Annotated in this window: 27 protein-coding genes and 1 pseudogene; 9 read left to right on the forward strand and 19 right to left on the reverse strand. The window is 45.5% G+C overall.

The window, feature by feature from the left end; all coding sequences use genetic code 11:
• Positions 1-17: 17 nt before the first annotated feature.
• The 3 genes from QUA33_RS11760 (at position 18) to QUA33_RS11770 (ending at position 1,784) form a co-directional block, all read left to right on the forward strand.
• Positions 18-755, forward strand: coding sequence for a PRC-barrel domain-containing protein (locus tag QUA33_RS11760; RefSeq protein WP_333148747.1), 738 nt, complete (start codon positions 18-20; stop codon positions 753-755).
• Between the two features lie 121 nt (positions 756-876).
• Complete coding sequence (locus tag QUA33_RS11765; protein ID WP_333148748.1) at positions 877-1,335, forward strand: hypothetical protein; 459 nt, start codon at positions 877-879, stop codon at positions 1,333-1,335.
• Positions 1,332-1,784 (forward strand): FHA domain-containing protein, encoded by a 453-nt coding sequence (locus tag QUA33_RS11770; RefSeq protein WP_333096826.1) that lies wholly within the window; start codon positions 1,332-1,334, stop codon positions 1,782-1,784. Before QUA33_RS11765 ends, QUA33_RS11770 begins: the two co-directional genes overlap by 4 nt.
• Before the next feature lie 145 nt (positions 1,785-1,929).
• Here QUA33_RS11770 and QUA33_RS11775 read toward each other — a convergent pair whose 3' ends face one another.
• Complete coding sequence (locus QUA33_RS11775; protein WP_333096823.1) at positions 1,930-2,508, reverse strand: DUF1997 domain-containing protein; 579 nt, start codon at positions 2,506-2,508, stop codon at positions 1,930-1,932.
• A gap of 208 nt (positions 2,509-2,716) precedes the next feature.
• Here QUA33_RS11775 and pheA point away from each other — a divergent pair, with 208 nt between their 5' ends.
• Both pheA and QUA33_RS11785 read left to right on the forward strand, forming a co-directional pair.
• Complete coding sequence (gene pheA / locus QUA33_RS11780; protein WP_333148749.1) at positions 2,717-3,664, forward strand: prephenate dehydratase; 948 nt, start codon at positions 2,717-2,719, stop codon at positions 3,662-3,664.
• Positions 3,665-3,714: 50 nt separating this feature from the next.
• The gene (locus QUA33_RS11785; protein WP_333148750.1) at positions 3,715-4,356 is read left to right on the forward strand and encodes a pentapeptide repeat-containing protein; all 642 of its coding nucleotides are present in this window, start codon (positions 3,715-3,717) and stop codon (positions 4,354-4,356) included.
• A gap of 33 nt (positions 4,357-4,389) precedes the next feature.
• Here the strand turns inward: QUA33_RS11785 and QUA33_RS11790 are convergent, their stop codons facing one another.
• The 9 genes from QUA33_RS11790 to fusA form a co-directional block, all read right to left on the reverse strand.
• Positions 4,390-5,322 (reverse strand): PspA/IM30 family protein, encoded by a 933-nt coding sequence (locus tag QUA33_RS11790; RefSeq protein ID WP_333148751.1) that lies wholly within the window; start codon positions 5,320-5,322, stop codon positions 4,390-4,392.
• A 190-nt stretch (positions 5,323-5,512) separates the two neighbouring features.
• Entirely contained in the window at positions 5,513-7,318 is a 1,806-nt protein-coding gene (locus QUA33_RS11795; protein WP_333148752.1) for a helix-turn-helix domain-containing protein, read from the reverse strand.
• Positions 7,319-7,590: 272 nt separating this feature from the next.
• Positions 7,591-8,232 carry an LON peptidase substrate-binding domain-containing protein gene (locus tag QUA33_RS11800; RefSeq protein WP_333024515.1) on the reverse strand — a complete coding sequence of 214 codons (642 nt, stop codon included), beginning with the start codon at positions 8,230-8,232 and terminating at the stop codon, positions 7,591-7,593.
• 42 nt (positions 8,233-8,274) lie between these two features.
• On the reverse strand, positions 8,275-8,442 hold the full coding sequence (locus tag QUA33_RS11805) for a hypothetical protein (protein WP_333148753.1): 168 nt from the start codon (positions 8,440-8,442) through the stop codon (positions 8,275-8,277).
• The gene (locus QUA33_RS11810) at positions 8,432-8,827 is read right to left on the reverse strand and encodes a DUF5615 family PIN-like protein (RefSeq protein ID WP_333148762.1); all 396 of its coding nucleotides are present in this window, start codon (positions 8,825-8,827) and stop codon (positions 8,432-8,434) included. The genes QUA33_RS11805 and QUA33_RS11810 overlap by 11 nt, the downstream gene beginning before the upstream one ends.
• On the reverse strand, positions 8,820-9,140 hold the full coding sequence (locus QUA33_RS11815; protein ID WP_333148754.1) for a DUF433 domain-containing protein: 321 nt from the start codon (positions 9,138-9,140) through the stop codon (positions 8,820-8,822). The genes QUA33_RS11810 and QUA33_RS11815 overlap by 8 nt, the downstream gene beginning before the upstream one ends.
• A gap of 234 nt (positions 9,141-9,374) precedes the next feature.
• Complete coding sequence (gene rpsJ, locus QUA33_RS11820) at positions 9,375-9,692, reverse strand: 30S ribosomal protein S10 (protein WP_006632193.1); 318 nt, start codon at positions 9,690-9,692, stop codon at positions 9,375-9,377.
• A 182-nt stretch (positions 9,693-9,874) separates the two neighbouring features.
• Positions 9,875-11,104, reverse strand: coding sequence for an elongation factor Tu (gene tuf / locus QUA33_RS11825; RefSeq protein WP_333096818.1), 1,230 nt, complete (start codon positions 11,102-11,104; stop codon positions 9,875-9,877).
• A gap of 102 nt (positions 11,105-11,206) precedes the next feature.
• On the reverse strand, positions 11,207-13,279 hold the full coding sequence (gene fusA / locus QUA33_RS11830) for an elongation factor G (RefSeq protein ID WP_333148755.1): 2,073 nt from the start codon (positions 13,277-13,279) through the stop codon (positions 11,207-11,209).
• A gap of 157 nt (positions 13,280-13,436) precedes the next feature.
• Between fusA and QUA33_RS11835 the strand changes: the two genes are divergently transcribed.
• Positions 13,437-13,628: a hypothetical protein gene (locus tag QUA33_RS11835; RefSeq protein ID WP_333148756.1), complete on the forward strand. Its 192-nt coding sequence runs from the start codon at positions 13,437-13,439 to the stop codon at positions 13,626-13,628.
• On the opposite strand, the gene rpsG is transcribed toward QUA33_RS11835, so the two are convergent.
• Positions 13,625-14,095, reverse strand: a complete 471-nt coding sequence (gene rpsG / locus QUA33_RS11840) for a 30S ribosomal protein S7 (protein ID WP_006632196.1) — start codon at positions 14,093-14,095, stop codon at positions 13,625-13,627. The genes QUA33_RS11835 and rpsG overlap by 4 nt on opposite strands.
• A 145-nt stretch (positions 14,096-14,240) precedes the next feature.
• On the reverse strand, positions 14,241-14,621 hold the full coding sequence (gene rpsL, locus QUA33_RS11845) for a 30S ribosomal protein S12 (protein ID WP_006632197.1): 381 nt from the start codon (positions 14,619-14,621) through the stop codon (positions 14,241-14,243).
• 109 nt (positions 14,622-14,730) lie between these two features.
• Here rpsL and QUA33_RS11850 point away from each other — a divergent pair, with 109 nt between their 5' ends.
• From QUA33_RS11850 to QUA33_RS11860, 3 genes are all read left to right on the forward strand, one after another.
• Positions 14,731-14,976 carry a hypothetical protein gene (locus QUA33_RS11850; RefSeq protein WP_333148757.1) on the forward strand — a complete coding sequence of 82 codons (246 nt, stop codon included), beginning with the start codon at positions 14,731-14,733 and terminating at the stop codon, positions 14,974-14,976.
• Positions 14,977-15,076: 100 nt separating this feature from the next.
• Entirely contained in the window at positions 15,077-15,280 is a 204-nt protein-coding gene (locus QUA33_RS11855) for a hypothetical protein (RefSeq protein ID WP_015174049.1), read from the forward strand.
• Between the two features lie 218 nt (positions 15,281-15,498).
• Positions 15,499-16,350, forward strand: coding sequence for an Npun_R2479 family HD domain-containing metalloprotein (locus tag QUA33_RS11860; RefSeq protein WP_333068203.1), 852 nt, complete (start codon positions 15,499-15,501; stop codon positions 16,348-16,350).
• Between the two features lie 252 nt (positions 16,351-16,602).
• Here QUA33_RS11860 and QUA33_RS11865 read toward each other — a convergent pair whose 3' ends face one another.
• The 7 genes and pseudogenes from QUA33_RS11865 to QUA33_RS11895 form a co-directional block, all read right to left on the reverse strand.
• Positions 16,603-17,118, reverse strand: a complete 516-nt coding sequence (locus QUA33_RS11865) for a Fur family transcriptional regulator (protein WP_015174051.1) — start codon at positions 17,116-17,118, stop codon at positions 16,603-16,605.
• Positions 17,119-17,603: 485 nt separating this feature from the next.
• Positions 17,604-18,140 carry a hypothetical protein gene (locus tag QUA33_RS11870; protein ID WP_333148758.1) on the reverse strand — a complete coding sequence of 179 codons (537 nt, stop codon included), beginning with the start codon at positions 18,138-18,140 and terminating at the stop codon, positions 17,604-17,606.
• Between the two features lie 776 nt (positions 18,141-18,916).
• Positions 18,917-19,915, reverse strand: a pseudogene (locus QUA33_RS11875) (IS630 family transposase).
• Positions 19,916-20,948: 1,033 nt separating this feature from the next.
• Positions 20,949-22,673: a DHA2 family efflux MFS transporter permease subunit gene (locus QUA33_RS11880; RefSeq protein WP_333148759.1), complete on the reverse strand. Its 1,725-nt coding sequence runs from the start codon at positions 22,671-22,673 to the stop codon at positions 20,949-20,951.
• Positions 22,674-22,784: 111 nt separating this feature from the next.
• Positions 22,785-23,420: a TetR/AcrR family transcriptional regulator gene (locus QUA33_RS11885; RefSeq protein WP_333100925.1), complete on the reverse strand. Its 636-nt coding sequence runs from the start codon at positions 23,418-23,420 to the stop codon at positions 22,785-22,787.
• Between the two features lie 405 nt (positions 23,421-23,825).
• Positions 23,826-24,101 (reverse strand): hypothetical protein, encoded by a 276-nt coding sequence (locus QUA33_RS11890; protein WP_333148760.1) that lies wholly within the window; start codon positions 24,099-24,101, stop codon positions 23,826-23,828.
• A gap of 49 nt (positions 24,102-24,150) precedes the next feature.
• Positions 24,151-24,352 (reverse strand): hypothetical protein (locus QUA33_RS11895; RefSeq protein WP_333148761.1); only part of this gene is annotated, 202 nt, incomplete at its 5' end.

Consider the following 24,352-nt stretch of genomic DNA (forward strand, 5'->3'; position numbering starts at 1 on the left):
CACTCAGGAGTTTATTTATGAGTACATCACCACAGATTGTTAGGCGCAGCGAACTGCTCAACCGCCGCACGATCGACCGCAGAACGGCGGAAGAGGTCGGCAGGGTAGATCGGGTTTGGCTCGATGCTCACTCCCAGCGGGCGATCGGCTTTACTTGCAAGTCGGGACTTTTGGGCAGCAAAAAAACTTGGTTCGCTTGGGCGCAAGTTGATACGGTGGGGGAAAATGTTTTTGTCACCATTAACCCGGAACTGCCGGAATTGCATCAGCCGGAACAAGCTGTTTGTCCGATCGGCCTTGAGGTGCTCACGGACGCTGGGAATAAGGCAGGTGTAGTGGTTGACTACCTATTTGATGTCCGCACGGGTTCAGTCACCCACTACCTATTTAAATCGAGCGGCTGGCGCGGTGTTTTAGACGACATTTACTTGTTACCTGTGGCAGCTATTTCGACTATCGGCAGCAAGCGGGCGATAGTCTCTGAAGCTGCTGTATCGGAGCCAGTGCAGTACGCGGAGGGACTGCACAAAAAAGTCGGTCTGGTAGCAGAGTTTTTACATGAAGATTTCGACAGAACTCTCAAAAATGTGGCAGGTGTGAAGCGGGGCGCTCAAAGTCTGGCGGAAAAATTCCAAGATAAAGCTCTAGAAGTCAGGGATGTAGCTCAAGAAAAAGTTGCAGAGTTGAAGCGGCAAAGGCAAGAGTCTGTCCCGCCCGATCCCAACCCGGAGCCGCCCGAGTCAGATTTGAGCTGAAGTTGGGCCTTCCCGCTCGCCCTGCGACTAATTGCCGATCGCATTCTGAGGCGGTGCGCGCGAGGAAGGTCGATCGGTATTTTGGCTATCAGAGATTGATGCGTTGTCGCTCAAAATTCCAGTGCTGCTCAAAGCATTGTATTTTAAAGGTATCGCATCAATAAGGAAAATGTTAGCAACTCAAAAAGACCTAGGCTGTTTGATACAACCAACAAGTATTTTATCTAGAGACCCCAGGATTAATAATTGGTTAACTTCTTTCTTTATAAACAACGAGTCGTTGAGCAGTGACTGTCGCCCGATCGAGAACTCGAATCAGATCTGCAACCAGCGCGGGTCTGAGTTGAAATTTCTGGTTGAGCAGGGGAAACAATTGCTGCCGCCTGCGCCAAAAGTTAAGGATCAAAAGTTTGTTCAAATGCTTCAAGCAGCCAAAATTTCATCTTTTACTGCAGATAGAGACTATGCTGGCGCACTGACGGCGCCTTTAAAAATCAAATTTTTTGTGTTTTTATCCCACAGAATCTATCTGGAAGCCTCCCCCTTTGTGTCTGGCGGTGGAGTGTCAAAACATCCGTGATTACCTTAACTCTCTTACATCCTATCCAATCTGTCCCAGTTCAAAGTTGGTGTTTTGAATCAGAACCTGTGGTTAGGATCGGCCGCTCGAACGACAATGATGTAATTATTTACAGCGCTGTAGTTTCCCGCCACCACGTAGAGCTGTGGAATCACGCCAATGGCTGGGAAATTATTAATTTTGGTGCTAACGGCACTTATGTAGATGATAGACCGATCGCTCAGGTGTCAGTTGTGGACGGGATGACAATTCGCTTAGGCAATTCCGGGCCAAAAATCAGGATTCGGGTGGGCGCCACGAATCAACCGGGCAAAATAATTAAGCCACCACAGCGCGAACTCCGCCAAAAAGACGAAGTTTTAAAACACAGGTCAACAGAGTGGCCTGGGGGCGTGGGAATAATGGAAGATGATGAACATGGAGGGCTTACTCACATCGATTTTGAGTGACCCGCAGCTATCTATATATCCCTGCTGGCTAGTTCCCACAAAGCGACCGATGCCCGATTCAAGCGTCTAACTAATATTGTGGTAAGTGATCTGATTTTTGCCTAAATATCCCTATACATTAATTAACAGCTTCTCTAGTAGGATTTCACCCTTCTAAAGATAAGATTGGGGGGAGATCGATCGATATTAGCTCACTTTCGCTGCTTGCCCAGTGGCGATAATCGCAGAGCAACTGGTGCATCAACCGCTGTTTGACACTCAGCAGTACGCTCTTGAGCAAAGCATTCCCGGTTGCTTCTAAAATGGGTTTGGGCGTCACCCAAAACGGCGGCGGTAACTCTACTTGTACTTCCAAATCCGCTTTTCCCTTCAAGTATGCTACCCCGCTGCTTTGGTGAACACAAAGCTGTCCTTTGAGATTGAGAGCAAAGCGATCGTTGATGTAACCCACGCCGCGAATTTCGCACCCGACGGACTCCAAATTGATTGTGCCGTCTGACTGCGCCCACACCCTCATATCTACTGTGGGTTGAATGCTCAGCATCATAAATTGTAACGGTCGCATTTTTAGGCGGAAACAGTCATCGCTTAGCTGTTGTGTGCGACTTTGATCGACAAGGGCATTCACCAGTCGCCTCGGCTGGCGTAGATAATGTTGAATGGGAACCCGTTCCTCTGGTACGGCGATCTCAACGGATTGGGAAGAATTAAAGCGGGTATACATGAGAAAATATCAAAATATAGGGTTCCTAAGCATATCTTAATAAACTATCACCTTTTTTAAGGTGACATACGTAGCGCACTAAGTCGCGTGCCCAGCAATGTCATCCGAGAAATCACCGATAAAAGCTTTCGGGACATTGCTAATTTTTCATCATACTTCCTAGCTGATGAGAGTAAAGCAAACATTTGTAACCTAAAATTGCCTCTAAATGAAAATTTCGTTAGCGAAGCCCTCGAAGAGGATCGCACATCTCGGCCCTGTTGGTACAAATGCAGAAACAGCGGCTCTAGCTTATGTCAATTGGTTGAGCCAAGAAACTAACTTGGAATGCACCCTGTGTCCTTATTCCACCATTTCCCAAGCGCTAGAGGCATCTGCCGTAGGGCAGGTTGACTATTCAGTTGTGCCTGTCGAAAATTCGATCGAAGGCAGCGTGACTGTCACCTTAGATACACTGTGGCGGCTCGATCAACTCCGCATTCAACACGCCTTAGTTTTGCCAATTTCCCACGCGCTGGTGTCTAATGCCAAAAATTTTAACGAGATTCAAAAAGTTTACTCTCATCCGCAAGCGCTAGCTCAGTGTCAGCTATGGTTGGGGCAGTTTATTCCCTCAGCTCAATTAATTCCGACGAATTCTACCACGGAAGCATTGCAATATCTGGAAGATAGAAATGTAGCAGCGATATCTTCGCCAAGAGCGGCTGAACTTTACAATTTGCCAGTGTTAGCTCACCCCATTAATGATTATCCCGATAATTACACTCGATTTTGGGTACTCAGCAGGAGTGGGGGAGAAATCGCCAACGTAGAACCAGGGGAGCGCTCATCCATTAAATCTATTACACAATCTGCTTCTAAGTTGATCCTCGATGCTTCACCGTCTAATTGCACCCATACCTCACTAGCTTTTAGCGTACCTGCCAATATGCCCGGAGCACTGGTAAAACCTTTGCAAGTATTTGCCAGTCGCGGTATTAATTTAAGTCGGATTGAATCTAGACCGACTAAACGATCGCTCGGAGAATATATTTTCTTTATGGACGTTGAGGCTAACGCCTGCCAAGCATTTGTTCGAGCCGCACTCGAAGAGTTAAAAAATCACACAGAAACTTTAAAAATCTTTGGTTGCTACAATGTACTGTCAGTATTATAATTTTATTTTATGTAGTATACTTTTTAAGTCAAGCTTAGGAGGCTGGTGAGATGAATGCTGATGAACTTCTCAAGCGATACGCAGCCGGAGAAAGAAATTTTCATGAAACAAACTTGAAAGAGGCTTCTTTGCGAGAAGCTTTCCTAATTCATATTAATCTAGCCTGCGCGAATCTCAAAGAAATAAATTTTGCTTTGGCAAACTTAAGGGGGGCAAACTTAATAGCTGCCAAGCTCAAGAATGCTTGCCTGGTGATGACAAAACTCAATGGGGCTAACCTGAGCCGAGCCGATCTAAGTTTCGCACGATTAACAGGAGCGGACATGATTGAGGCAAACTTGGAAAACGCCAACTTGAGCGACACCAAAATGATTGGTGTTAATTTGAGCGGAGCATCTTTGTACGCCGCAAACCTGATGGAAGCGAATCTCTTAGATGCTTGCTTGGACAATACAAACCTCGAAAAAGCAAATCTCAGCGAGGCAAAACTGCGGGGATCAAGTCTAAGATCGGCCAACTTGAAAGGCGCTTTTTTGTGTGAAAGTAACCTTGAGGGCGCAGACTTGAGAGGAGCAGACTTGAGGGGTGCTAATTTGAGCGGGGCATTTTTATGCGGGGCTAATCTGGAAGGCGCTAAGCTAGATGAAGCAATTTTAAGTGGGGCTATACATTTTTGCGTCAGACAAGTTTGATATCAGGCAATATATAACCGGAGAATCCGACAACTAAGGACTAAAAAATATACTATTGACTTGGCTGAAAGTGAAGTCTATTTGCTGCTGTACCTTAGCAAAATGAAGCTGCATCTTGAGTATCTCTTTCTTGGAATTAGCTTGAGCAATCTTACTTTCCAAAGCCAGCAAGTTGCGGTTGAGATTTTCTACTCGCACAGTTTGGTAGTCTAAGTCAATTTTTAGTTCTGCGGCCCGATCGAATTCAACCTGCTTGCGAACCACGGCGAGGCGGACTGAATTTTCATCCTGTGTCTGAAGAGCTAGCAAAGCTCGCTGCTGCCACTGGTTGGCTTGAGATTCAGCTTGATTGTACAGCCACTGAATCCGCAGTTGGGCGGAAATCGCACTGCCAACAGCCTGACGCATTTCTTTGAGAGGTTCCTGAATTTCTAAGATTAATAGTTCCCAAAGATTCATCAGTTCGCTGGTAAATTCTTCGCGTTCTACAGAGGCTACCAGTGCTTCTAACAGCAACAAATTTGGTTGCATCTGCTGCGTAACTGTCTCAAATATTAACTGTGCTTCGGACATTTGCCGATCGTAATTTTTTTCTGAGACTGCACCAGATGAGTGCTTTAATATTTTTTCCGTGCTGTCTACCTCAGATTCTGAATCAGAACTTGAAGCTACAAAGGCCTGTAATTTTTCGCGGGCGATCGAATTCAGCCTTTGTCGAAGCAAATCGCAGGCCGCCCGCTGCACCGGCCCTGTTTCAGTTTGACAAATCTTGATGACTATTTTTAAGCCCGCATCGCCGTAATTCAATGTCTCTCTCAAGGCGGCGATTCGATGTTCGCTGACAGAACTAGACAGCCGATGTTTAACTCCTGCTAGTCCGCCGAGCACTACACCGCCCACAGGAGGTGGCAGTTGACCGCCTCTAACTGCATCGTAGGGTTTCGGTTGGTCGTGATTTTCTAACACAAGCAGTAAATGCTAATTTATGGGACTTAAACAAGTTTTCGTGGTTAATAGAATTGAAACCCTTGCTAGGCAATAAAAATACGTCTAAGGGGGTTAAAATGACCTCAATTCTATACCTATCACAAATTTAACTTTTCTGAATAAAATCTATATGACACAGGCTTTTAGCCCTTTGCTGGTAGTTTTTCGTCTAAGTACCGTTAAGTAAACTTTTAAGTTCTTCTATGCTATATGGGGGATTTTTTCTATGTATCATTGCATGACAGTTAGGACATACTGGACGTAAATCTTCACGGGGATTAACTTCATATTCTTTATTCATTTTAGATAAAGGTATTAAATGATGAACATGAATTAAACCTTTACCTTTTTCTCCAAAAACTTTCTCAAAATCAAATCCACAAATCCAGCAATCTGTTCCATAAAATTCAATACATTTTTTCCGAGCTTGAGGATTTCTTTCATAGCGATTGAGCCTTACTTGCCGGCTCGAACCTTCTTTAAAAGTTTGAGTTTCTTCTACTTCTGTCCCTTTAAATAAATTACTCGATGAGCCATTAGATGAGTCATCTAGTAGTTTACTCGGTAGTTCATTAGCTAAACCACTAAATAATGGTGACGCACTGGGTGGTTTACCGGGTAAATCACAGGCTGAACCTACCAGTGAACTATCTGGTGTACTACCGAGCAATTCATTACCATTACTCGATGAGCTATTAGATGAGTCATCTAGTAGTTTACTCGGTAGTTCATCAGGTAAACTACTAGACAATGGTGACTCACTGTGTGCAAGTTTTCTTGCACACTCTGGGCATCCGCTTGTCCCCTTTTCCCAGATAGCAGTGATATGATCAAGTTGCTTTGTCCAAGAGTATCCATCAAGAGGACATTTAAGCCATATAAGGATATTAGTTACAGTATAAATTTCTTCAGGCTTAAGATTTCCGTTTTTCCGATAGTCCCATAATTCTCTAACTCTCTCAGGGTAGAGGACATCTAAGCTTTTTAAATAAAGGTTCTTTTTAAACTGTTCTGCTTTCTCTTCTTCAACGATGGCTGGTTCAGCAACTTTTTTCTTGTCACGTTCTCTCACATACTTATGATATGCAGAACTCTTATCGAGAATATACATAACTTGTCGTTGGCTTATTTGATGCAGATCACCTATCTCCTTATAGGTAAGCTCTTGTTTATAAAGCTCTAAAAAATGATGAGATAATCCCGAATTACTATCTAAAATTTGCCTAACACTTTCGGTCAAATCTTTCCTATACTGATTAAATGCAGGATTACTATTTAAAATCTTCCTAACTTGCTGTTTGCTTATTTGATACTGATCAGCTATATCCTCATAGGTATGCCCTTGTTTATAAAGTTCTAAAAAATGATGAGATTCAGAATTGCAATCTAAAGCCTGCATAACACTTTCTTTCAAATCTTTCAAATACTCATTAAATGCAGGATTACTATTTAAAATCTTCCTAACTTGTTGTTCGCTGGTTCGAGACCGATGGGCTATATCCTGATAAGTATGCCCTTGTTTATAAAGGTCGAAAAAGTTGCCAAATGCAGAATTATTATATAAAATTTTCCTAACTCGTTCTTCGCTTATTTGATGCCAATCAGCTATATCCTGATAGGTATGCCCTTGTTCATAAAGGTCTACTACATTTTCTATCAAATACAAATTAAAGGCAGGATTATTCACTAAAATCTGTCTAACTTGTTGTTGGCTTAGTTGATACTGCTCGGCTATATCATGATAGTTAAACCCTTGTTTATACAGATCTAAAAACTGACTAAATGCAGGATGATAAACTAAAGTGTGCTTAACTTGTGGTTCCCTTATTTGAAGCCTCTTAGCTATATCCTGATAAGTAAGTCCTTGTTTATAAAGGTCTAACATCCTTTCTATCAAATTAATTTGAGATATTTTTTTTGTGTCTTCACTTGTTGAAGATATTTCTGTCTCATCTAACATTAAAACTCCCTCCATACAGATATCTCAGTCTGCAAACTAGATGTTAACCAGCCACTTCGAGATTAATACTTGACATAACCCCAAAATAAGTAGTTCTGCAGAATTAATTACACAAAATCTCGCGTGAAAGCCATGTAAGCGTCAAGACTTTTTATGTAATTAATTTTGCCCCCTTACTTATAAGGAACCTATCCGAACCTGTTTGAAGTTGTGGATTAAACAGATTTATGTCTAATTCTGGCTTCAATGCAGGTCAAACCGATCGTGCTTTTTCCTAAGTAAATTGGCTACTTGAGGGTATCTTTAAGTACAGTCCTCGCTGCCAAGTGATTGCGAGTAGAAGTCAAAATTTCGGTTTCGCGTTCCAATCTCGCAGCAGTATCTTGCAATTCTAAAAGAGTTTGCTGTTCTGTCGCTGCACCGTAAAGGTAGCTGGCTACCCAGTAGGACAATTCTGTAGGCAAACTGGGAATGTCTTCGGGCAGGTCGATCGGCTGATCCATCAATTTGCTAGAGAGGCGAACTACATCTCGAAGCAGTTGTTCGACATCTTTTCCCAAAGATCGGAGGTCTTTTTGCGGCGGTTCGTCTTCAATCCACTCTACCAGACCGACTAAATAGGGTTTTTCCCGAACGGCGTCCAGGACTCGGAACCGTTGCTGGCCGAGAGTCATAATTTTCATGCGATCGTCGGGCAGGCGCTGACAGTGAATCACTTCGGCGCAACAGCCAACGGCAGAGACTTTGTTTTGGTTGGGGTCCCACATGAGCACACCGAAACGCCGATCGCCCTCCAGAATCGTATTCATCATGATTCGATAGCGAAACTCGAAGATTTGCAGCGGTAGCGGTCTACCTGGAAATAGAACCACTTCCGGCAACGGAAATAAGGGGAGTTCGCGAACTGCTACAGAGGAAGAGGATGCCATTGTCGCTCAAAAGTGACGGTACTTGCGCTTATTTTTCTTACTTTAACTGATTAAAGGCAATTCCGGGCGGGGGTGAGGGGCGATCGGGGGGAAATGGGAAGCGGGCGATCGAGACTTTCGGCTGATGCGTAGGATCAGAAACCGGGTTTTCCTCAAAAATCCTTGGTTGTTACCCAGGTTTTTGGTTGGTGTGGGTGAATTATCGCCCATACTCTTCAACCACAAAAACCGGATGACTCAACCCACGCTGATTCTGCTTTTTGATCCGAATTAGGCGATCGAGCAACGAATCAACTTGCTGAAGATAGGCATGAAGAATAGTAACTTGTCCCAGGTAATCTCGATCGTCTTTACAAACAATAATTCCTGCGTGGCGATCGCCACGACGGTGCAGCGCCACAAAATCATCGCGATTGAAGCTAATTACCGCCCGATTTTGTGCAGTCGCAAAGCGCAGAACCTCGTCATCAGGAATTCCTTGATTTGCTTGACCGGCATCATAAGAAGTTAAAACATCACTGTCAAGACTACGTAAATGCTCGACCATTGGGATCGGGAAATTTTCATTGGAATAAAGCCTCACCCTTTCAATCATCGGTTTGATGAGAAATAATAATACGATCGATTTCTTCGCGGTGGCGATCGTAATAACGCCAAGCATTCTCTAGATCGCGATCGTCCAAGACTGGATAATTCCGAAGTAACTCAGCCTCACGGGCCCCCTGTTGGTGAAGCGAAACCAGTGTCCAAACAGGAATGCGGGTGTTGCGAATCCGGGCATTTCCTCCACAGACTCCAGGTGTACTCTGAATCGCCCTAGCTGAAAGTTTTTCTTGGAACAACAAACTCTCTTCAGGTGTCAGCGATTCAATGACTTGAATTAAGGAGTCAACCAACTGAATGTTCATAGCTGCTAATTGAAGAAATATCGAATAGCGAGCGCTTAAACTATCATAGCAAATTTCTCTAAAAAGAAAAGAATCTTATCAACCATACCATTACCAGCAACGCAGCTTACAACACCTCGATCGTATTCTCAACTTTAAAACTGGTTTCTGACTATCCTTGCATCCGGGAATGAAAAAAAAGGAACAAAGTATTTTTCCCTTGTTCCTTTTTTTGTTATTTTCCAAGGCCTCAATCTACAGCTTGACTTCGATATCTACGCCGGCTGGCAAATCCAATTTCATCAAAGCGTCAATTGTTTTGGCCGATGGCTGGTGAATGTCGATAATCCGGCGGTGCGTGCGGGTTTCAAAGTGTTCGCGAGAATCTTTGTCTACGTGGGGCGATCGCAGCAAGCAGTAAATCCGCCGTTTTGTCGGTAGGGGAATCGGGCCGATCGCTGTGGCTGCTGTCCGATTTGCTGTATCTACAATCTTTTCGCAGGATGCGTCTAGAATTCGGCGATCGAAAGCTTTGAGGCGAATGCGAATTTTTTGCTGTTGAATTGTTGCCATTTTTGTTTCTTGAATTTTCGAGGTTCAGTTTGTTATTTGTTGTCTGTTGTCTGTTGTCTGTTTGCAGTTGTTTTTGGGCTAACTGCTAACGGCAGACTCCTCAATAATCACTAATCACTAAATAGCAGAAAAGCCTGATTAAATTTGGCGGCTTTTCTGCTATTTAAGCTGTTATCGGATTCCTACTTGAGGATTTTGGAAACAACGCCGGCGCCGACGGTGCGTCCGCCTTCGCGGATAGCGAAGCGCATTCCTTGTTCGATCGCGATCGGGTGAATCAACTCAACAGTCATTTTGATCCGGTCACCGGGCATCACCATTTCTGCTTCACTACCGTCATCAGCGGTGAACTGTGCGATCGTGCCGGTCACGTCAGTGGTACGGACGTAGAATTGAGGGCGATATCCAGAGAAAAAGGGCGTGTGCCGGCCGCCTTCTTCCTTCTTGAGGATGTACACTTCAGATTCAAACTGAGTGTGAGGCATGATGCTTTTCGGCTTGGCAATCACCATTCCGCGTTCAATATCCGCCTTTAAAATCCCCCGCAGCAGTAGACCCACGTTGTCGCCAGCAATGCCTTCTTCCAGAGACTTGGTGAACATTTCCACACCAGTCACCGTAGTGCTGCGAGTGTCCTTAAGACCCACCAATTCGACTGTTTCGCCGACTTTGATGGTTCCGCGTTCGATCCGGCCAGTAGCGACAGTACCCCGACCAGTAATCGAGAATACGTCTTCAACTGCCATCAAGAAAGGCTTGTCAACTTCGCGTTCAGGGGTGGGGATGTAAGCATCTACTTCTTCCATCAGCTTGTAAATTTTGTCAACCCACTCATTTTCGCCCTTGACAGTCTTGGGATTAGCAAGCATCGCTTCAAGAGCTTTCAATCCCGAACCTGTGACGATGGGGATGTCATCGCCCGGAAAATCGTAAGAGCTCAAAAGTTCGCGAACTTCCAGTTCTACCAATTCCAACAGTTCAGCATCATCCACCATGTCTTCTTTGTTCAAGAAGACAACCAGGCTGGGAACGCCAACTTGCTTAGCTAGCAGGATGTGTTCGCGAGTTTGAGGCATGGGGCCGTCTGCTGCTGACACTACTAGGATGCCGCCGTCCATTTGAGCAGCACCGGTGATCATGTTTTTCACGTAGTCAGCGTGTCCGGGGCAATCAACGTGGGCATAGTGCCGACTTGTGGTTTCGTATTCCACGTGAGCAGTATTAATCGTAATACCCCGTGCTTTTTCTTCGGGCGCAGCGTCGATGTCGGCGTAGTTCTTAGCCTTTGCTTGACCTAGTGCAGAGAGAGTCATCGTAATCGCGGCGGTCAAAGTTGTTTTGCCGTGGTCAACGTGACCGATCGTGCCGATGTTTACGTGGGGTTTATTCCGTTCAAATTTTGCGCGTGCCATTCTCGATTTGTTCCTTGTTTCTTTTAGCGATTTTAGATTTTAACATTTTAGATTTTAGACTTTGGATTTCATCCAAAATCCAAAATCTAAAATTCAAAATCGTTAGTTACCTTTGTTCTTAGCGATGATGGCTTCAGCCACATTTCGCGGCACTTCTTCGTAATGGCTGAATTCCATTGTGAAGATGCCCCGACCTTGGGTTTTCGAGCGGATGTCAGTGGCGTAGCCAAACATTTCTGCTAGTGGAACTTTTACAGAAACTTTGGCAATTCCCTGATCCGTCTCTTGGCCCTCAATCTGACCCCGACGCGAGTTGAGGTCGCCGATGATGTTCCCGATGTAATCTTCGGGAACTTCCACCTCTACTTTCATCATAGGCTCTAGCAGCACAGGCGAAGCCTTCATCACGGCTTCTTTGATCGCCATTGAGCCGGCGATCTTAAATGCCATTTCCGAAGAGTCTACGTCGTGGAAAGACCCGTCTACCATAGTAGCTTTGAGGTCGATCACGGGATATCCTGCTACAATACCCGATTCGCAGGCTTCTTTCATCCCTTGTTCTGCCGGGCCGATGTACTCTTTCGGTACAGTGCCGCCGACAATTTTGGAGACAAATTCAAAGCCGCTTCCGACTTCGGTAGGTTCTAGTTCGATCACGACGTGACCGTACTGACCTTTACCGCCGCTTTGGCGGATAAATTTACCTTCGGCGCGGACGGCTTTGCGAATGGTTTCGCGGTAGGCTACTTGCGGCTGACCCACGTTGGCTTCTACTTTGAATTCGCGCAGCATCCTGTCTACCAGGATTTCCAGGTGCAGTTCGCCCATGCCGGCGATGACTGTCTGGTTGGTTTCTGGGTCAACGTTGACTCGGAAAGTAGGGTCTTCTTCCGAGAGCGACTGGAGGGCTTTGGAGAGCTTCTCCATGTCTTGTTTGGTTTTGGGTTCGACAGCCACCGAGATGACTGGCTCTGGAATAAACAGAGATTCCAGAATCACTGGCGCTCCTTCTTCGCAGAGGGTGTCGCCGGTGAAGGTGTCTTTCAAACCCAAGGCTGCTCCCAAGTCTCCTGCCCGCAGTTCCTCAACTTCTATCCGATCGTCCGCTTTGAGTACAATTAGGCGAGAAACTCGCTCTTTTTTGTCTTTGGTGGAGTTCAGGACGTAGGTACCTTTTTTGAGGATACCGGAGTAGACGCGAACAAAGGTCAGGCGGCCGTAGGGGTCAGCCATGATTTTGAATGCCAGGGCTGACAGGGGGGCGCTGTCATCTGCAAATCGTTCTGCTGTGTCGCCGTTGGGCAGGAGTCCTTGTATGGGAGGAACTTCCAAGGGCGACGGCAGATAGTCGATGACTGCATCCAACAACAACTGAACGCCTTTGTTTTTGAATGCCGAACCGCACAACATGGGGACGATCGTCCCAGAGATGGCCCCAGTCCGCAAAGCTGCACGAATTTCGTTTTCGGTTAACTCTTCGCCTTCAAGGTATTTCTCCGTGAGGGCGTCGTTGGTTTCTGCTACGGACTCGATCAGCTTGGTGCGGTATTCTGCTGCTAGCTCTTTTACTTCATCGGGGATTTCTACTTCCTCGATGTCGGTTCCCATGTCGTTGTTGTAGATATAGGCTTTCATTTGCACTAAGTCTACAATTCCCCGGAAGTTTTCTTCACCGCCGATCGGGATTTGGATGGGTACGGCGTTCGCTCTCATGCGATCGCGAATTTGGGCGTAGACTTTGTAGAAGTTTGCGCCCATCCGATCCATTTTGTTGACGAACACGATCCTTGGTACTTTGTACCGATCGGCTTGTCGCCAAACTGTCTCGGATTGCGGCTGCACTCCCCCTACCGAGCAGAACACTGCGATCACTCCGTCGAGCACTCGCATCGAGCGTTCGACTTCGATCGTGAAGTCCACGTGTCCGGGAGTGTCGATGATGTTGATTTTGTAATCTTTCCAACTGGTGGTGATAGCAGCGGCAGTAATCGTAATTCCCCGCTCCCGCTCTTGCTCCATCCAGTCAGTGACTGCTGTTCCCTCGTGCACTTCACCCATTTTGTGAACCATGCCTGAATAGAACAGAATTCTTTCAGTTGTTGTTGTTTTGCCCGCGTCTATGTGGGCTGCGATGCCGATGTTGCGAGTTTTTTCTAGCGGGACGGTACGTGCCACAGCTACCTCCTTAATCTTGTGTTGCTGTTATAATACTACTATACTACACAGTAACCCTATTTTGCACTCCCCAGCGACTTACAAAAGTTTCTGGAGCTTATTGTTACATTTTAATATTTTTTGCAAGATTTGTTTACAAAAATATTAAGGATGCGACATGGAGGATTTAGAGAGTGCGTCAATTTTGAGTGCGTCAATTTTGATTTTGGGAGTTTTGAGTTTGCTTCACGAATCGCAACTGCGCCAAGAGAAGCAATCTCAACACTCAAAACTTACACTTTCCAATTTCTCACCCGATGCTTTTATACCGCACGATCGCGCTCTTCTCCATGCCCGATTTTGCAGTTAGTACCGGTAGTGAGCAAAAGCCTTGTTAGCTTCGGCCATGCGGTGTGTTTCTTCGCGCTTGCGAATAGCACTGCCTGTTTCGTTAGCTGCATCCATCAGTTCGTTGGCTAGCTTGGCGGCCATCGAGCGGCCGGTGCGGGCGCGGGCAAATCTGATCAGCCAGCGGAGGGCGAGGGTGGTACCGCGATCGGAACGCACTTCCATCGGCACTTGGTAGGTAGCGCCACCTACCCGGCGGGCTTTGACTTCGACCAGAGGTGTCGCGTTTTTGACTGCTTTTTCAAACAAGTCTAACGGTTCAGCCCCTGTGCGCTCTTGGATGGTTTTGAGGGCGTCGTAGACGATGCTGGAGGCAACGGATTTTTTGCCGTGCTGCATGATCCGTCTCACCATCATGCTTACCAACCGGCTGTTGTAGGTTGGATCTGGTGGAACGGGACGTTTTTGAATAACTGTGCGGCGAGACATAGTTCTATTTGGGATTTTTGATTTTGAATGATTGAGTTTGGGGTTTTGGGATCACATCTCGATTTATGACGATCGAGCGTGCAATCGATCGGCGCGATCGGATTTATTTTTGCTTCCCAACCCCGACGATCGGGCGAGTTCCGTGTTATTTTTTCTCTTTAGGACGCTTGGCCCCGTATTTGGAACGACCCTGCTTGCGGTCTTTCACCCCAGCGGTGTCTAATGTACCGCGAATGATGTGGTATCTAACTCCGGGCAAATCTTTTACCCGACCGCCCCGGATCATTACTACCGAGTGTTCTTGCAAGTTGTGACCGATCCCAGGGATGTAGGCGGTCACTTCAAAACCAGAGGTCAGCCGTACCCGAGCCACCTTCCGCAGCGCCGAGTTGGGTTTTTTCGGGGTGGTCGTGTACACTCTGGTGCAAACTCCGCGGCGCTGGGGGCAACTCTTGAGAGCTGGCGATTTGGTTTTTTTCTGCGTTTGTTCCCGTGCTGAACGGATGAGTTGCTGAATAGTGGGCATGAGTTACGGCATTTCTAGCTTTTTGCTGAATATAGTGATTTGGCTGTATCCGCACTGAAAGTCCCTTCCCCTCTGGGGGGACGGGATGAATGAAAATAGTTATGGGTAAGTGAGGATACCAGACTCTGTATTGTACACGACGCGAGTTTCTTTGGCAAGAAATTTGCGCGACCCGCGCTCAAACTTCCTTTCTTGCTGCCAGTTGTCCGGGGCGATCGCAACGGGCGAATGGTATGTGACATCCTATAATTTAGGCGCAACTATGATGATTGTCACAGCCGTCAGCAAAATTTATGACGATCGCCATATCGCGCTTTTTCGATCGAATTACCATTGTTTAGGAGAGGCGCATTAACTCCAGCCTGCGATCGCATCACACTCTATAGCCGATCTACATCACATAAAGTTATCTAAAATTGCCGGATAATAAGAAATCTACATTGAGTTGACGGCAGATGACAACCAAAGCTTATATTCCTGAATATAAAATTTCCGAACTTTACTTGAACATTTGGAAATCCGGTAAGATCGATCGGACTGTGTTCCAACAAATTCAATACGCAATTAATTCTCACAGTTTAAAAAGTTCAGAGGAGCGAAAAATTGTCAGCAGGCTGCTGTATGCAGTACGGCGGGGATGGGTGTCAGTGATGGACTGAGTTACTTGGGAATTTTGAGTCATGGCGAGAGATTGCTGGGTGACTCCCCGGGCGTAGCTGCGTCAATGAGTTTTGAGATTGCCACCCACCTGCCACCCACAGAGCACAACCCACACGGGGTGCATGAGTTGTAAGCTAAAATATCCTCCATAAAATTAGAGGACTCCCCAATAGATGCACCGCTCTTAAAAGTAAATATTAAGGTAAAAGGACAGGGTATGTTTAATTCTACAGAACTGCTGATTGAGGCTTTCATAGAACAACTTCAGAACGGTTACAGCCGCACTTATGGAGGCTACAAATCAGACTATGCTGACATTATTGCCTGGGTGGGGGCAATGGCGTTAGAAAACATTGCCAACAGCGACGCTCTTTATCACAATGTAGAACACGCCATTTGTATTAGCTTAGTCGGTCAAGAAATCTTGCGGGGCAAACACATTCGCAAAGGCGGAGTTTCCTGCGAAGATTGGCTACACTTCATCATTTCTTTGCTGTGTCAAGACATCGGATATGTCAAAGGAGTTTGCCGGCAAGACCAAGAATCAGAAGGATTGTATGCTACGGGAAAAGATGGCATGAGAATTGCACTTGCTCCCGGTGCAACCGCGGCTAGCTTAGCTCCTTACCGAGTTGACAGAGCTAAATTGTTCATTGACGAGCGCTTCGGCAACCACAAGCTAATTAATGCGGAGATAATTAAGCAGAATATAGAACAGACTCGTTTCTCGGTGCTTGACGGTAACACTGACGAGGATGCAGTTAATTACTCTAGTTTAGTGCGCGGTGCTGATTTGATAGGTCAGCTCAGCAACCCGCAATATTTGCAGAAAATTGGCGCGCTGTTTTACGAGTTGGAAGAAAGCGGTGCTACTAAAGTTTTGGGCTATCGACATCCGGGCGATTTGCTGCAAAGCTACTCTAAGTTTTACTGGAGTGGCATTTATCCTCACATCAGCGAATCTCTAGGTTACTTGCAGTTGACGCAGGAAGGCAAACAGATTGTGGCTAGTTTGTACGCTAACATATTCCGGATGGAACACCAACGTGGCGATTCTGAGGTTGCTTGACGGAAGGATAAGGGAAATGCAGCAAGTTTTGAATGCGTGAGATTGCTTTCCTAATAATTTCTTCGCTAACATTCCTTGCAGCGGTATTAAGGGGAAGCGAAAGACGGCGAGTTTTCAATGGGTGAGATTGGTTTCCTAAGAATCACTTTGCTAGCATTACTTGCAACGCGATTGCCCTACCTGAGTTCAATAGTGAGCAATTACCAATTACAAATTACTAATTCCCCATTACCCAAATGTATTTCATCCAACTCAACTAATTTCCTCCTCAATTTTTGAATGATATCTCGGACACAACCAATTACTCGGCACCAAAGAAGGCCATCCCTCCCGCAGCGCTTCCAAACAAACAGCTCGCACAGTTAATTGACAGTCAAGCAGTTCGACCCCAGCTTTTTCAACTTGCTTTTTGCCAATTTTTAAAATGGATTCATCGCTAAATTCAAAGGTTTTGTGACACTGAATGCAAACCAGGTGGTGGTGGTGGTGCAATTCGGGAAAATTCAGTTCGTAATGTTTGTGCCCTTCTGCTAATTCTAGTTCACGCAAAATTCCTATTCTTGCTAATAAATGTAGGGTTCGGTAGACAGTAGACAAGCCTATTCGTTCTCCTTTATTCTGCAAAGTCCTGTATAACTCTTCCGCACTTAAATGATTGCCTTGTGGCAGATTTTGAAAGACGCTCAAAATAGTTTCTCGCTGGGGAGTTAGGCGGCAACCTCTCTGGTTTAGTTCGACTTTGAGTGAGTTAGCACTGTATAAATTCATATCGCTAAAAATAAAAAACTTGAACGAGGCTTCTAGTGGATTATCTATTATTTATTCGCGCTCTTTTTTAGATTCTCCTACAGTGTATTTCCCCTCATAATCCATCTAATTCTCGACTTCCCCTTTAGTTAAGGGTAATCTGCTAGCCATCTATCCCCCTTCGTAAAAGTGGTACTGAAAAAGTAGTTTTCGGTATTTATGCGTAATTTTTATGAAGTTTCTAGCAATGTTGCTGATAAGCATTGGTAAAACAAGTCTTAGGGTCAAAGTCAGTGCAACCGATCGCATCTTCAGTACAAGCAACGCACGGGCGCACTGTAAATGTGAGGCGGTAGTCGTTACTAAAAAAATCCCCATAACAAGCAATTGGATACAAGCGCTTGATTTGATGCGCTCTTTCTGGCAATGTTACGGACAGACTCCACAAAAATAATCAAAGTGGCAATAGATAAATTTTAGAAAAAGACAGTCATGCAGTTATTGTCTCAAGGTTGACCGAAATCTGAGCGGCGTTTGTAGGTAAAAAATAGGAATTGCACCATCGATGCTTTGGGTACCAACAAGAAGGTAGCGACACCCAGCAAAACTAGGCGGATGCCCAAGAGGGTGGTCATTTTGTCTGCGTCTTCCGATGTGTAGCCAAAGAAAGAAGTTCTTGCTTCGAGGGTTGCTTGCCCTTTGAGGGAGTGAAAGATGTCGCCGAAGCCGAGAAAGGCTGAGCTGATGAGGTGAATCGCCCTAACGGCGAAGTACGAATCAGTATCGACAATTTTGGCTCCCGCACCCCCGCCCAAGCCGAGTCTGGCTAGGTTTGGCAACAGGATTAAGCCTTGTTCGTACATGGGCAATTCTGGGTTAAAGCGGGAAAGCTCAAATAAGGTATAGGCTCCCGCACAAAAGACGATGAGGCCGGCGTGGGCGAGGTGGGTACCGAGCAAACGGCCGGAAAGGTTGATTAAGCGGGCGTTGCCGGCCCACCAGGGAAATGATTTTCCTTCGGCTGGGAAGGATTTTTCTGCCATGCTGGTCACGGCCGTTTACCTCTTGAGAAAGATGTCAGGGGAGTTTTAAGCCATTGCAGGTTATTGATATAGATAATCAACAATTTTGGTAGTTTCGTCAAGGGGTATTTGAGAAAAATTTTCACTGATTTGAGGTCAGGTATGTAAATCAGTAGGAAAAAACATCGCTATATCAGGATTCTGACTGTTTTTGGCGCTTGAGCGGAATTTGGCTTCTCGTTAGCAAAAATAGTGGCTAAAGGAATACCTCTAAATTTATTGATAAATAATATTATTAAGCACTATGATGGCTAGAGTATTGTTTAAGTAGCTATCCAATCCTCTCGGAAAAGACAAGGTGGAAAAAGAAATCCGGTACTTTCTGATGGACAAGCTTCTCTAAAAGCAATACTCCGGACAGTTTTTAAGCAGCCAGAGTACCGTAATACAAGACTGAAGGAAGATTAGGACGATTTAAAATCAAATCCGGGTCTAAATCTAACTTGTCAATAAAGGTACAAAGTAGGTGTGTATTGAATTCCAGACGTTTATAAGAACAGATTGAAAACACAAACGACTTGGCAGATTAATGACAAGTAGAGAGTTGATTTTTGGCTAAATTTAAGGCAATAGAACTGCCATAAAAATAAAAATAAAGCCGGGGTAAATGACGAGCTTGACAATCAGACAATCCCGTAATCTAATGTCAGGTCGATTGACCAGTATTAAACTTTTGCCTCCGGCCACCAATAGAAATGAGTCAAACCACTAATTAGCTGTTTGAGATTTAACAGTTTTCAACATCGTTCAAATAAAACAGCTTCTAATTCATCTAAGCTTTTAAAACAGCGGTTGGCTATCGGTTCATTTGTCAATGGCCACAGTCTTTCACGGCTGTTGCAGTTGGGGTGAGTGGGAAGGCAGACAATATCAATGTATGCGGTGGGGGATTTTCACGCTTTCACGCTCAGTGCCATCCGGCTCCATCCACTACTAAAACCATTCTTTTTTTCGAGCCTACTTTCCAATGTCGGGCTCTCATCTGCTAAAACTCGCTCGAAAAGCTGGCTATTGACAAACAGTAGTATCCACTCTTTTGGTTTCTCCGCTACTCCGATGTACGAAACCATATAACCATAACCATTGAAACCGCCAGTTAACCACAGCCGTAGCATTACTAAACTCATCCACCCATTCTCGCCTCAACACAGGTTTCAATCAAGCAACGATGTTCGTTCATTGACCACACTTCTACGTCGCTTTCTGGGTTCTGCTTCTTGATTTTCTTGACGAACCGACCCAGATTTTTTTTCCATTCCTGCAAGTTCTGCGGAGATCTGATTCCTCATGTTCCGGGCGAGGAACTCTCAATCGAAACTTCATGGACTTGAGATATTCCCACCCTATGCAGACGACAGACTTTTTCACCCTGGAGTTCACTCATCCAATCGGCAAATGCACGACCATTCCACAGCCCACCATCTGGGGGTGGCTGCTGTAGGACTTGCCACAATTGAGCTTGTTCCACATCATTCAGCAGAGGGTCACAATCGGTATTTTTGCAACGTTGATCTCCGAGGGATTCTAGTCCTAAATGGTTGTATCCCCGGACTAATTCCTAAATCCAACCGCGACTATAACCTGTCACGGCCATCACTTCTGCGCTCGTGAAGCCGCAAGCTAAGAGCCAAATAATTTGGTAATGATGGGCCTGGGTGGTTGTTTTAGCTTCACGGAAACGAGCAATCAAGTTCTTCTACACTCAGATGGGGCGCGATCGCAATTCGTTTCGGCATTCTTTATCTGACGGGGGTAGTGTTCCTCACTATTATATCACGGTCAATCGACCGGAGATGATATAAATTGCTTGGGATCACTAAAAATAAATTCAATCTGAAAACGAACCTGATAATATTCAACAATTTGATCGGGTGGTAAGTGAATATCAGTGCTAAATAATAAAGCATTTTTGATTGTTCCTTGGGCTTAACCTCAGAGATGCAAGCCAAAAAGATTTGGAAATTTCAACAACAACTCGCCTACAACCACTGTATATAATGAAACTCCCGATTTTATTCCTTTAACCAAATTAAGATTCCTCAAATCATGGCAGTCAACCTTGCCATCATATTTAATCCTGAGTTCCCAGTCTCTTTTGTTCACCTGTATAGAGATAGCGTAAGTTAGCATCAACTCGCTCAGTTGCCAATAAAGTTTAAATTTAACTTTCGCACAGCATCCTAGAAGTTAGAGCGATAATAATAGCCATTAGCCACCAAATAACGTACAGAAGTGGGGAAGGAATAACGAGTATTTTTCAAATGTTCTGCATAGCCATCAACTCTTGTGAGGTAATGCTTTGAACTTTAATAATCCTGTTGTTTGAGATTTTCTTGATGCACAATTCTTAGGATTTTGCAACCATTATTTTACGAAATTTATTTGAGTGCGTGATGGAGTTTGCTGTAGGCTTAAGCTATAAAATAAACGCGTCGCAATTTCGAGAATATAAATCACATAAATTTCCAACCACTGTTCCGATTTACCAGCTACACCATTATAAAAATAAGCTTTACCGTCAATACTCCGGACAGTTTTTAAAGAGCGAAGCTTGCTGAAGGCATCGCATCCTTATTTAAAAACTGTTCGGAGTATTGTAAAAGTACGGTTAGAGGGGGGTGCGGGATTGTTTTTTTCCTAATCAAGAGAGTTAATGCCTACTTGTTGAAATATTCATCTTCTTACAAATTGGTTGTTTTAGGCAAGCGATCTCAAAGTCTATCCAACCGGAGGCTGTGGAGTAATCGCTACAGAATTAAAATCAAGCAATTAGTGAGCAGCAGGTGCCTTGGCTCCAGCGCCTCCCTTACCGAGAAACAGCAGCAATGGCAGCGAACAGAGAAAGACAATGCCGACAAAGCGAAAAATGTCTGCGTAGGATAGAACGGCTGCCTGCGTATTGACTAATTGGGAGAGCGCGGCGAGGGCTTGTTGTTGGGCGGTTGCGGCATCAGAACCGCGACTCTGAAACACACCAATGAGTGCACTGAGCCGCTCCGTTGTTTCTGGATCGTAAGGCGTTAACTTTGCCAACAAAATGGCTCGATGAAAAGCCTCTCGTTGAGCCAGCAATGAGGTCAGAATGGCAATGCCAATACTACCGCCGAGCTGACGAGTCAAGTTATAGAAGCCGGAGCCAGCCGATACATCTTCTTTGGGGATGGAACCCAATGTTGCCAAACTTAGGGGCAGGAACATCAAAACCGTAGTTGCACCGCGCCAGATTAGGGGCCAAAACAAATTATCAGTTCCGGTTTGGGGCGTGATTTTTGCCAGATCGAACATCACGGCTGCCGTTCCACAGGCTCCCAGTGCAATTAAAATGCGGGCATCTACCTTAGTCGAAATTTTACCCAATAAAACCATTATGATGGCGGACGCTAAAGCTCCAGGAGCGAGTAGAAATCCGGTTTGCATTGCCGAAAATTTCAGCACGCCTTGAGCAAACAGCGGTATAGCAAACAAGGCTCCGTACAGCCCCATGCCCAAAATACCAGAGTAAAGGCTACCGGCTGCCAGGGATTTATGCCGCAGCACCCGCAAGTCAACTGCTGGTGCTTTTGTGCTGAGTTCTCGCCAGATGAACAGAAACAGTCCTATAACCGCCACAAACGCTAGGAGCGTAATGAAACCGGATTCAAACCAGTTTTCTTTTTCCCCTTCTTCCAAAAATGATTGCAAACTACCTATCGCAATACACAGCAGTACAATTCCTGTCCAGTCCACTTTCTTCTGGCTTTGTCCGTGTTTCTTCAAGTCTGGTCGAAGGAACACGATCGCCATGATGACGGCCACAATACCGACGGGCAAATTGATAAAGAAAATCCAGCGCCAGCCTAATGTATCGGTCAGATAGCCGCCTAGCGTGGGCCCAATAGCCGGACCTGCAATCACCCCGACTCCAAACACCGACTGCGCTAACCCCTGTTCCGCAGGGGGAAAAGTTTCAAACAGAATCGCTTGCGCTTTTGCCAACAGTCCGCCTCCACACAAGCCTTGAAGAATTCGAGCTACCACCAGCACTGGCAGGTTAATGGATAAACCGCATAACATCGAGGCTGCTGTGAACCCGAGCATTGAAAAGACAAAGTAGGTTTTCTTGCCGAATAAGTCCCCCAACCAGGCTGAGAGCGGAATCATTACAACGTTGGCGATCGCGTAACCCGTTACGACCCAAGCAATTTCGGTCACGGTTGCGCCTAATGTCGCCTGCATCTCTGTTAAAGCAACGTTCACAATGCTGGTATCAATGACTTCTAGAATGGCTCCTAAAGAAGCCGTCAGGGCGATCGCCCACTTGAGCGGTCCCTGCACGTACCCGGCGGCATCATAGGTAGATTGTTTCAATTTTTTTAATGGTTTTGCTCGCTTTTTTTGAGCGTATTGTTGAGCGTTTTGTTGGTCTTGAGGCTCAGACTCTTCCAACTCGGTAAAAGCCTGAATATCAATAGAATCTGGTTCAGTTGCATGACTCCGTATTTGAGGGCGTTTCATTTTTAGTCTCTACTTCTGCGATCGGCTCCGGCAGTTGCTTCGCACCACCGCAACGGGTTAGGGTGCTTCAATCGGGAAATGCCAAATTCATAAGAAAATTGTCAGGAACCTTCATTCTGGAGACGAAGTACGACTTACAGAAGACGCTGCTGTGCTAACTCCCCGCACCCATAAATCCACACAGCCTTCGATGTATCGTTTACGGCTATAGCCCCGGTTTACTTGAGAAACATGGCGGCGAATCATACCGGACAGCAGCATTCCAGTCAATTGATCCACTGCCAGTGCCAGATCCACATTCGGACGAATACTGCCGCGTTCAACACAGGTTTGTAGATAGGAAATTAGTTTTTCACGCAGCGGTAAAAATGATTGCTGAAGCACCTCCAGCGCTTCTGTCGGATGCCGGTGAGCTTCACCAATAAACATCCGAAATAGAGCTTCGTACTCCTCCAGCATGTCGTCGTGGAGCTTTGCATAATGCAGGAGATCGCGGCGTAGGTCATAAGTCCATTCGTCTTGATGCGCCAACGCCTCCGTCCGCAATGCTGTAATGTGCTGGGCAACCGCACTCAACACTTGCTCTTTGCTCTGAAAGCGGCGAAACAAAGTGACTTCACTCACATCTGCAACACGAGCAATTTCACGAGTTGTCGCTCCCACGTAGCCTTCTGTAGAGAAAACTTCAATCGCGGCTTTCAACAGCCGATCGCGGGTTTCTGCTGCACTTCGATTCGTTCTACTCATCTTAATTAATGTAAGCACTAACTTACATATTCTAGAGCGCCAAAAGGCTGTAACTTCAGCCGAAAGACGGATTTTTTGAAACACATCGGGTGGGATTTACGCTCAGATGCCGGGAAACTAGGGAAAATCGTCGCGCAAAGAAACTAGAGATCGCAGCAGGAAACCCGGTTTCTAGGCTAAAGCCGAGAGGTAGAGTTGAGGGAGTGTTGCCACTCCACCACCTCTGTTCCGAAACCATGCTTGCGATTGTTCACCGCACAGATTGACGGGGCGACAATTCCGTCAAAAGTCTTACCTGTAGCCCAGGAGGGAAACTCGCAGCTCAAAAAAGATGGGCCAAAATTCACTTATTCGCCCTATTAAGTAATTCTGTGCGTGCGGAGCTGTGCGATCGCGTTAAGAATTTTAGAGTTCTGATTGCCCGTCTGGATCTACATATCCGCAATCTATCAGAGCCGGTTTTAATTTCAGCGTTTTTAGATGTTCTAATACTGCTTGAACATCTTGAGATGAAGCAGGTTTCACAGCAAACTGCTGCACTCCTTTATGAAAAATGGCATAGTATCCGTTATAACCGTTAACGAGTTCTAAATCAACCCATTTGACATAGAGTTCATCGCCTGTCGCTTTTAATTCAATCTCCAGCAAAGCTTTTTTATTGATACGTTTTTCCAGTTGCAAGGCAGCCTCAATATAGCAATCCTAAATGATTATCAAGACTATGATACAATTATATGCAATACTCGATCGTGAATAAAAAGATGAATAACTTAAAACTGCCCCTCAAAGATATGGAGTAACTGCTCACCGCAACTGCGTTGCGGTATTGCCAAGGTCGGCGAGTGAGCTGGGTTCGCTCGCAAGCTCCGTCAGGATTTGAGGTCAGGATTTGAGCCAAATAGGCAAAAATAGAGTATATTAGCTTCCATGCT

The sequence above is a fragment of the Microcoleus sp. Pol14D4 genome (genome assembly GCF_036701245.1).
Taxonomy (GTDB): domain Bacteria; phylum Cyanobacteriota; class Cyanobacteriia; order Cyanobacteriales; family Microcoleaceae; genus Microcoleus.

Excerpts from the sequence above, each read along its gene's own strand:
- QUA33_RS11760 (WP_333148747.1), top strand. The coding sequence starts at position 18 with ATGAGTACATCACCACAGATTGTTAGGCGCAGCGAACTGCTCAACCGC.
- QUA33_RS11775 (WP_333096823.1), bottom strand. The coding sequence starts at position 2,508 with ATGTATACCCGCTTTAATTCTTCCCAATCCGTTGAGATCGCCGTACCA.
- pheA (WP_333148749.1), top strand. The coding sequence starts at position 2,717 with ATGAAAATTTCGTTAGCGAAGCCCTCGAAGAGGATCGCACATCTCGGC.
- QUA33_RS11785 (WP_333148750.1), top strand. The coding sequence starts at position 3,715 with ATGAATGCTGATGAACTTCTCAAGCGATACGCAGCCGGAGAAAGAAAT.
- QUA33_RS11795 (WP_333148752.1), bottom strand. The coding sequence starts at position 7,318 with ATGGAGGGAGTTTTAATGTTAGATGAGACAGAAATATCTTCAACAAGT.
- QUA33_RS11800 (WP_333024515.1), bottom strand. The coding sequence starts at position 8,232 with ATGGCATCCTCTTCCTCTGTAGCAGTTCGCGAACTCCCCTTATTTCCG.
- QUA33_RS11805 (WP_333148753.1), bottom strand. The coding sequence starts at position 8,442 with ATGGGCGATAATTCACCCACACCAACCAAAAACCTGGGTAACAACCAA.
- QUA33_RS11810 (WP_333148762.1), bottom strand. The coding sequence starts at position 8,827 with ATGATTGAAAGGGTGAGGCTTTATTCCAATGAAAATTTCCCGATCCCA.
- QUA33_RS11815 (WP_333148754.1), bottom strand. The coding sequence starts at position 9,140 with ATGAACATTCAGTTGGTTGACTCCTTAATTCAAGTCATTGAATCGCTG.
- rpsJ (WP_006632193.1), bottom strand. The coding sequence starts at position 9,692 with ATGGCAACAATTCAACAGCAAAAAATTCGCATTCGCCTCAAAGCTTTC.
- tuf (WP_333096818.1), bottom strand. The coding sequence starts at position 11,104 with ATGGCACGCGCAAAATTTGAACGGAATAAACCCCACGTAAACATCGGC.
- QUA33_RS11835 (WP_333148756.1), top strand. The coding sequence starts at position 13,437 with ATGGAGGATTTAGAGAGTGCGTCAATTTTGAGTGCGTCAATTTTGATT.
- rpsG (WP_006632196.1), bottom strand. The coding sequence starts at position 14,095 with ATGTCTCGCCGCACAGTTATTCAAAAACGTCCCGTTCCACCAGATCCA.
- rpsL (WP_006632197.1), bottom strand. The coding sequence starts at position 14,621 with ATGCCCACTATTCAGCAACTCATCCGTTCAGCACGGGAACAAACGCAG.
- QUA33_RS11855 (WP_015174049.1), top strand. The coding sequence starts at position 15,077 with ATGACAACCAAAGCTTATATTCCTGAATATAAAATTTCCGAACTTTAC.
- QUA33_RS11860 (WP_333068203.1), top strand. The coding sequence starts at position 15,499 with ATGTTTAATTCTACAGAACTGCTGATTGAGGCTTTCATAGAACAACTT.
- QUA33_RS11865 (WP_015174051.1), bottom strand. The coding sequence starts at position 17,118 with ATGAATTTATACAGTGCTAACTCACTCAAAGTCGAACTAAACCAGAGA.
- QUA33_RS11870 (WP_333148758.1), bottom strand. The coding sequence starts at position 18,140 with ATGGCAGAAAAATCCTTCCCAGCCGAAGGAAAATCATTTCCCTGGTGG.
- QUA33_RS11880 (WP_333148759.1), bottom strand. The coding sequence starts at position 22,673 with ATGAAACGCCCTCAAATACGGAGTCATGCAACTGAACCAGATTCTATT.
- QUA33_RS11885 (WP_333100925.1), bottom strand. The coding sequence starts at position 23,420 with ATGAGTAGAACGAATCGAAGTGCAGCAGAAACCCGCGATCGGCTGTTG.